The 6,538-nt window shown below is 37.3% G+C and carries 8 protein-coding genes; 3 read left to right on the forward strand and 5 right to left on the reverse strand.

The window, feature by feature from the left end; all coding sequences use genetic code 11:
• The coding region (locus tag D6734_09520) for a hypothetical protein (GenBank protein RMF93662.1) at nucleotides 1-405 on the reverse strand (405 nt) is incomplete at its 3' end.
• 332 nt (nucleotides 406-737) lie between these two features.
• On the opposite strand from D6734_09520, the gene D6734_09525 reads away from it, so the two are divergent.
• A complete protein-coding gene (locus D6734_09525) occupies nucleotides 738-1,874 on the forward strand; it encodes a carbamoyl-phosphate synthase small subunit (protein RMF93663.1) in 1,137 nt (378 codons plus the stop codon).
• Nucleotides 1,871-2,488, forward strand: coding sequence for a 1-acyl-sn-glycerol-3-phosphate acyltransferase (locus D6734_09530; GenBank protein RMF93664.1), 618 nt, complete (start codon nucleotides 1,871-1,873; stop codon nucleotides 2,486-2,488). Before D6734_09525 ends, D6734_09530 begins: the two co-directional genes overlap by 4 nt.
• A gap of 2 nt (nucleotides 2,489-2,490) precedes the next feature.
• Here the strand turns inward: D6734_09530 and cofG are convergent, their stop codons facing one another.
• Nucleotides 2,491-3,483: a 7,8-didemethyl-8-hydroxy-5-deazariboflavin synthase subunit CofG gene (gene cofG / locus D6734_09535; GenBank protein RMF93665.1), complete on the reverse strand. Its 993-nt coding sequence runs from the start codon at nucleotides 3,481-3,483 to the stop codon at nucleotides 2,491-2,493.
• 305 nt (nucleotides 3,484-3,788) lie between these two features.
• Between cofG and rnz the strand changes: the two genes are divergently transcribed.
• On the forward strand, nucleotides 3,789-4,727 hold the full coding sequence (gene rnz / locus D6734_09540) for a ribonuclease Z (GenBank protein RMF93666.1): 939 nt from the start codon (nucleotides 3,789-3,791) through the stop codon (nucleotides 4,725-4,727).
• Between the two features lie 4 nt (nucleotides 4,728-4,731).
• On the opposite strand, the gene D6734_09545 is transcribed toward rnz, so the two are convergent.
• The 3 genes from D6734_09545 to D6734_09555 form a co-directional block, all read right to left on the reverse strand.
• The gene (locus tag D6734_09545; GenBank protein ID RMF93667.1) at nucleotides 4,732-5,040 is read right to left on the reverse strand and encodes a DUF2007 domain-containing protein; all 309 of its coding nucleotides are present in this window, start codon (nucleotides 5,038-5,040) and stop codon (nucleotides 4,732-4,734) included.
• 139 nt (nucleotides 5,041-5,179) lie between these two features.
• Nucleotides 5,180-5,560 (reverse strand): lactoylglutathione lyase, encoded by a 381-nt coding sequence (locus tag D6734_09550; GenBank protein ID RMF93668.1) that lies wholly within the window; start codon nucleotides 5,558-5,560, stop codon nucleotides 5,180-5,182.
• Between the two features lie 23 nt (nucleotides 5,561-5,583).
• A complete protein-coding gene (locus D6734_09555; GenBank protein RMF93669.1) occupies nucleotides 5,584-6,048 on the reverse strand; it encodes a hypothetical protein in 465 nt (154 codons plus the stop codon).
• Nucleotides 6,049-6,538: the final 490 nt, after the last annotated feature.

Raw genomic sequence — 6,538 nt, forward strand, 5'->3', positions numbered from 1 at the left:
AATCTCACTTGCAGGATAGAAATACCAAACAACTTTTCCCTTTTTTATGTATATCTCGCCTCCTGAAATATAGCGCACTGTCTTTTCCGAAATATAAAAGCTTATAAAACTATCTGTTCTGCATTTGCGAAATGCTTTTGAAATCCTTTTTGCATATTCTTCAATTTCTTCTTCACTGAAGGCTTTAAATCCCTCGCACTTGATCGCTCTCATCATTTTTGCAATTATTTCAGGCGAAATCTTTGCAGGATGTTCAAAAGGTGGTACAGCATCATAGATGCTTGCTGTAGAAATGAAGACCTCTCCTGAATCCTCATTATGATATACCATTATGCGCGGAGCACATGCTACAGTGCATAACAAAAAAAGGATAATTGCGGTTTTTTTGAAAAAACTAAATTTCATAACTCCTCAAAAGTTTAAAAAGCGATAAAAAATGTCTGTTATACATATAGATTTTTCTATTTAATGTCCATATGAAATAGATAGCCAAAATATCATTCATCTTTTACTATCAAAACATTGAACTATCATCTACGAAGACAAAATCAGTAACTCTTTGGTTACAATGAAAGAAAATGAATTTTTTGATTTTGGAACTGATTGCCAAAAGAGGCAGATGTTAAATAGATTGATTTTTTAATTTGACATTGTTCCAATGAAAAATGATATATAGGCAGGCAAAAAAACTATCATTTGTCCAATGTCAATAAGTAAGGGAAAAATTAAGGAAAATAATGGCTAAAGCAGTTCTTTTATTGGAAGACGGCTCCTTCTTCGAAGGCGAAAGCTTCGGCGCTGACGGTGAAAAAGTAGGCGAAGTAGTTTTCAACACAAGTATGACGGGTTATCAGGAAATTTTAACTGACCCTTCCTACAACGGCCAAATCGTTTGTATGACATATCCTTTAATCGGCAATTATGGAGTCAACGACGAAGATGTGGAATCGAGAAAAATCTTTCTTTCCGGCTTTATTGCAAAGGAATGTTGTCAGTATCCAAGCAACTTTCGTGCCACCAAAAGACTCGATGAATATTTAAAAGAAAATGGAATTCAAGCAATTCATCAAATCGATACACGCGCTCTTACAAAACGGCTTCGCATAAAAGGATCTCAACAGGGAATCATATCAACAGTAGATTTCAATAAAGAGAGTCTAATGGAAAAACTCAAAAAATCTCCCGGAATAGTGGGACAAGACCTTGTTAAAAATGTCACCTGCACAGAGCCCTATATTTGGGAAGAAGGAGACTGGGAGCTTGGGAAAGGATATAAGCGAATTGACGCGAAGGAAAGAACAGATTTTTTGAAGGTTGCAGCATTAGATTTTGGAATAAAATCCAACATTCTAAGAATGATGGTCTCACGCGGGCTTTCTGTGAAGGTTTTCCCCGCTTTTGCAAAATCGGATGAGATTCTACGAGAAGAGCCTGACGGAATTTTTCTTTCAAATGGTCCCGGCGACCCTGAAGGTGTGCCTTATGCCATAAAAACCGTAGAACAACTGCTTGGGAAAAAGCCGATTTTTGGAATCTGTCTCGGTCTGCAAATACTTACACTTGCTCTTGGAGGAAAAACTTACAAATTAAAATTTGGACACCATGGTGCAAATCATCCTGTAAAAGAACTTGCAACAGGAAAAGTGGAAATTACATCTCAAAATCATGGATTTGCCGCAGATATCAACACCCTGAAGAATGTTACATTAACGCACCTCAATCTCAACGATGAAACCGTTGAAGGTTTCAAGTGCACCGATATGCCTGCTTTTGCCGTGCAGTATCATCCTGAAGCATCTCCCGGTCCACATGATTCACGTTATCTATTCGACAAATTCAAAGAACTGATTCTTGAATCTAAAAAAGATAAATGATTGAAAAAGGTCCGCCTTACTCACTTCTAAAAGCTATAGGCATTCCATTATTCAAGATTTATTTCAGACTGACTTTCAAGGGACAAGAAAACATCCCCTCCGATGGAGGCGTAATTATTGCTTCGAACCATGCAAGCTTTATCGACCCTCTTGTCATTGCCGCAGGAATAAAGAGGAAAGTTGGCTTCATAATAATCGATACCTATTACAATAAACCACTAATCAAATGGTTCTGTAAAAGCACGGAATGTATTCCTGTCTCAGAAGAGATGGAGGGTGCAGGCAGTATGAAACAGGCAATCAAATACCTCAAAAGAGGCAATGTGCTATGTATCTTCCCTGAAGGAGGACGGACAAGAGATGGACAGCTTCTGCCTGCAAAAAGCGGAGTTGGTATTCTTGCATTGCTGACAGGAGCTACCGTAATACCGACAGTAGTAAAAGGTTCATTTCAAGCATATGCGCCTCATCATCGATTCCCGAGACCCAAAAGGATAGAAGTAATTTTTGGCAAAGGATTAAATTTTGCACAAAAAGAGGGTATATCTAAAAAAGAGCAGGCGAAAGAGGTAACGGATATAATAATGGAGAAAATAAAATCTCTCTGTCGATAAATTCAAACTTCTTCCTGAATAGTGCAAATCGAATCATCTGTCATTTTCAACAATTTTGAAATTACCTCACCAACTTCATCAGAATACCACCCTTTATCAATATATTTGGGATAGATTGGAAGACGTCTTTTCAAGAGGGCTCCTTTTTCGGCAACAATTTTTTTGAGCTCATCTATCCTTGCCCATGGATTTTCAGGGTTTATTCTATCTCGCCCTTCACTTATTCCGCCAATGTCTGTCAATCCGTACTCAATCAAGTCCGCAAAAAAAGGGTTCAGATTTTGAGGTATTTGGACAGCTATATCTGAATTTCTCCTGACATATTCTATCAGTTCTACATATTCATCAAAGGAAAGAGGATATGAGCTTTTTAAAGCGCTTCTGCTGTTTGGGACGAAGTTCTGAATGATTACTTCCTGTATGTGGTCATATTTTGAATGGCAATCGATAATTCTTTTCAAAGAGTCTATGCGGTCCTCTTGTGTTTCTCCCAATCCTACGAGAATTCCGGTAGTAAATGGAATTTTTAGCCGGCCTGCATCCTCAAGCATTCTAAAGCGTAATTCCGGTCTTTTTTGAGGATTAACCTTTTTGGAAAATTCACTGTTTGCATTTTCTATCATCAATCCCATCGAGGCATTAACCTTGCGAAGGCGCACAAGGTCATCATAGCTCACGACTCCGATGTTTGTATGTGGAAGCATTCCAGCAGAGAGAATCCTCTGGCATACGGAAACAGCAAAGTCGATAAACGAGTTGTAGCCTTTTTCTTTCAGCTCTTCAGTAATTTTTCTATTTTTATCGACATTTTCTCCTGACATAACCAAAATTTCACTACATCCTTTTTCTGCCGCAAAAGATAAGGTCTCTTCTATTTCATCATCTTGGACGAAACTACCATCAGATTGTCTAAAGCCACAATACAGACAACTATTTGCACAATAGGAAGTTAAAATCAAAGTGGACGATTTCGAGTATGTCACTATCCTTTCCATATGATTTACCTTATGAAGCTATCAATGTGTATACTTCTACCAAATTTTGTCAAAACTATCCACCGAGTGAATTTTACATTCCTCGAGTTCAATAATATATGTCTGCCTCTTCACCACTATGCGTAGGGGTGATGAAACTATCATTGAATAGAAAGGATTAGTTATCACAACTCTAACGATAAGAGAAAAGGTCGATTTTCAAAAAAATTATCTATAATGCTGATTCAATGAAAAGCGCAGAGACTTTGCATTTCTTGACAATATCATATAAAAGGAGATGAAAATTTTTTTAAAAATGATGAGGGATTGTCAAAGTGAAAGTAATCTTTTTAGGAACGAGTGGCGGAATACCGACACTTTACAGGAATCTTCCTTCAGTAGCACTTATCAATGAAGGCAATGTCATTCTCTTTGACTGCGGTGAATTCACGCAAATTCAACTGATAAAATCATCTATAAAACTGGGAAGAATTGATAAAATATTCATCTCCCATCTACACGGTGACCATGTCACAGGATTGCCGGGGCTGTTGATGCTCTTAAATCATGCATCGAGGGAGAAACCTCTTCATATTTATGGTCCGGCAGGGCTTAAAAACTACATCTTTTCAACAAAAAAGATACTCAACTTTTATTTAGGATACCATATCTATGTAAACGAAATATGTGCCGGAGAAACAATAAACGGCGATGGATATAAAATCATTACCTTTCCTCTGGAGCATACAACGTTTACTCTTGGCTTCAGCTATATTGAAGATGAAAAACCGGGAAAGCTCGACATCGATAAAACAAGAGCTTTGGGTGTGCCGGAAGGTCCATTACTGAAACGATTGAAAAATGGCGAAGACATTAAGCTTGAAGATGGGAGAACGGTATTTTCAGCCGATGTGGTCGGCCCACCTGTTGAAGGACGAAAAATCGTTTATGCTGTGGATACAAGACCAACTGATAGTGTAGTGGAAAACTCAATTGGCGCCGATTTATTGATACATGATGGAATGTTTTTAAAAGATATTGAAGATGAAGCCGCTAAACGGGGGCATTGTACAGCAGAATCAGCCGCTAATATTGCAAAAAAAGCAGAAGTGAAAAGATTGATACTGACTCATATCAGTCCCCGCTATGTATCTGGCAAACCATTGGCTGAAGAGGCAAAGGCAGTTTTTGAAAACACCTTTGTTGCCTATGACTTGTTGGAAGTTGAAATAGAAAGAAAAAAAGCTCAGCTTCCGGGCAAATAAAAAATCATAATTTTCGTTCGTACCCACAATTCCAGCATTCGGTGAATTGACCCTCGATGTTCTCGCCGCATTTTGGGCAATTCCACGATGGCAGAAATCTGTCTTGTTTCTGCTTACTTATAATTTCAACAGCTTTATCAAAATCTTCGTCATTCAAAACCCATACTTCAGGCCAACATTCATTTGTAGGCACTTCACCCCCGAGATTTGCAATATGCTCATTTTTCATAATGCATGCTATTCCATTCTCTTCCAATATACCCTTGAAAAGAGCTGCAAGAGAAAAATTCGGAGATGAATAAACTTTCTTCACTTTTTGAATCCTATCATAGAAAATGCAATTTTTCTCAGCTAACTTATTTGATGATTAAAACGGTTCATTTTATCTGATTTGTTTTTTTTTATCAAAAATCCTCTGCAATAGAGAAAAAAATCGTGAAAGTACCAATTACTTACTCCTCTTTCTTTTGTTTTTCCTCTATGATTTCAATATCATACCCATCAGGATCACATACAAAAAGATACTTCGATCCAACTTCAGGCCGTGCTGGCCAATATTCCCATCCAAGCTTTTTAATTTTTTCCTCTACTTCATCGAGATTAGAGACAGAAAAAGCCAGATGTCCAAATTGATCTCCCAGTTCATAGTCTCTGCCATCATGATTGTAAGTCAATTCGATAAAGTGTTTTTCCTCATCGTCTGAGAGGAAAACAAGAGTTGCCTCATCACCTATGGTTTTACGCTTTACTTCATGAAGTCCTATAAAACCACAGTAAAACTCGAGACTTCTTTCGATATCTCTAACCCTAATCATTGTATGAACAAAACGCATTTCACTATCTCCTTCTCAATCTGTTACAAAACAACAATTTGATAGCCCTGAGAAGCCCACTTTGAAATGCTGGGATGTCCTAAAAAATCATTTGCCATAGAGATTTTTCTTTCTTCCAACTTTTTATGCACCTTGAAAGCCGTTGCGCAAAAATCACATATTACTTCTATAACGCCTTTCTCTTTGAGTTGATCATAGATACTTTCAAATCCGGTTTTTTCAGTCGGATTCGTCAATGCTTCAATCCATTCCGTTCCCGCGCCATCAAATATTAAAACTACTTTATGTCCTTTTTCCTTCAATTCAAGGGCATACATTAGCGCATGAAGGGCTCTTGCTTTGCCTTCATGGGTTTCCTTTCCTGCTTGAAGTATGATTGCAAACTTTCCCATTTTTTTCTCCTCTTCTTTTGAATATATGTTGAAAAAAGAAAAGAGCGTAGCAAAAATTACAAAAGTAGTAACTGTCAAAACCATTTTTCTATTCATAAGACACCTCCCGAAACTTATTCTTAATTCTCAAAATTGGATTTTCTCTACTTCATTCTTTATTAACTTAAAAAGAAAAAGTCCAAATTTTTTAAATTTACGATGCTTGGAATGTCTTCCTCGATTCTGTTTTCACACCACCACCATACAACAACATCAATTAGAAGTTATTTAGCGAAACTATTATTGAAAAACCAAAAAGGAGACTTGGTAACCATTCATAATCATATAAAAAATCCCCCTTCACTAACCACTAAATCAGCGCTGATGGAGAAGATGGAGGATGTGGAGAATTGGAAATAAAACTAAAATTCTCCTTCCGCATAACTATCTGAATATATTGATAAAATACGACAGAAAAGCCAAAAGCAGACTTGACCCCCCCCATTTCCGACGATATGCTTGAAACCGTTAAGAAAAAGGTAAAACTTAAAATTATGTTTTATCAAAAGACTCTTTTATCTCTTGACACGGTACCTTTTAATGGGTG

Source organism: Candidatus Schekmanbacteria bacterium, assembly GCA_003695725.1.
Lineage (GTDB): Bacteria > Schekmanbacteria > GWA2-38-11 > GWA2-38-11 > J061 > J061.

Coding starts and splice junctions, on each gene's coding strand:
- D6734_09555 (RMF93669.1), bottom strand. CDS start 6,048: ATGAATAGAAAAATGGTTTTGACAGTTACTACTTTTGTAATTTTTGCT.
- D6734_09530 (RMF93664.1), top strand. CDS start 1,871: ATGATTGAAAAAGGTCCGCCTTACTCACTTCTAAAAGCTATAGGCATT.
- D6734_09550 (RMF93668.1), bottom strand. CDS start 5,560: ATGCGTTTTGTTCATACAATGATTAGGGTTAGAGATATCGAAAGAAGT.
- cofG (RMF93665.1), bottom strand. CDS start 3,483: ATGGAAAGGATAGTGACATACTCGAAATCGTCCACTTTGATTTTAACT.
- D6734_09525 (RMF93663.1), top strand. CDS start 738: ATGGCTAAAGCAGTTCTTTTATTGGAAGACGGCTCCTTCTTCGAAGGC.